Here is a 908-nt window from a genome sequence, read left to right as displayed (position 1 = left end):
AGCGGTGTCAGAGTCCTGCGGGGCAGGCAGCGGAACCCAATCGACGGTGAACAGCGACTGCCGCACCTGCCCACCGGCCCCAGTGAGCTGACCAGCCGACGCCTCCCGCAGCACCAACGACCGCGCCGCCAGCACCGGCTGACCGACACCGTCAAACGCCGCCACCGAGACCCCACCCGACCCGGGCGTCAGCACCACCCGCAGGTGGCGGGCACCGCCCGCCAGCAAACGCACCCCCGACCACACGAACGGCAACCCCGTCCCCCCACCATTGCCGTTGCCATTGCTATTGCTGCTTCCGGTAGCCAGGAGCCCGTGTAGAGCGGCGTCAAGCAGAGCGGGATGCAGGCCGAACCCAGCCGCATCGGAGTCGATGACCTGGGGCAGTTCCACCTCGGAGTAGACGGTGTCCCCGGCCTGCCACACCTGCCGCAGCCCCTGGAACGCCGGACCGTAACCGTAACCGCGCCGAGCCAGCCTCTCGTAGGCATCGTCGACCGGAACCGCCACAGCACCCGCCGGAGGCCACACGGACAGCCGATCCGGGACAGGCTCACCGTCAGCCGGGGCCAGCAGACCGACGGCGTGCCGCACCCACTCGCCCTCCCCCTCGCGAGAGGAGACCGTCACCGATCGCCGGCCGCTGCCGCCATCGCTGTCGCCGACGTGGACCTGGACCTGCACGCCGCCAGAGGCGGGAAGGACCAGGGGCTCCTGAAGGGTCAGTTCCTCCAAAACACCGCACCCGGCCAGGTCCCCGGCGTGGACGGCCAGGTCCACGAACGCCGTCCCCGGCAACAGCACCGTGCCGTGGACCGCGTGGTCGGCCAACCACGGCATCGCAGCCAGCGACAACCGACCCGTCAACACCAACCCATCACCCTCGGCCAGCCACACCGCAGCCGCCA

At 70.8% G+C, this 908-nt stretch carries 1 protein-coding gene; it reads right to left on the bottom strand.

Translation table 11 applies throughout. From position 1 onward, the window contains the following. The coding region (locus AC3EVP_RS36895; protein ID WP_435138163.1) for a polyketide synthase dehydratase domain-containing protein at positions 1–908 on the bottom strand (908 nt) is incomplete at both ends.

The organism is Actinacidiphila sp. bgisy144 (genome assembly GCF_057708105.1).
This window is presented reverse-complemented; position numbering and strand designations above follow the sequence as displayed.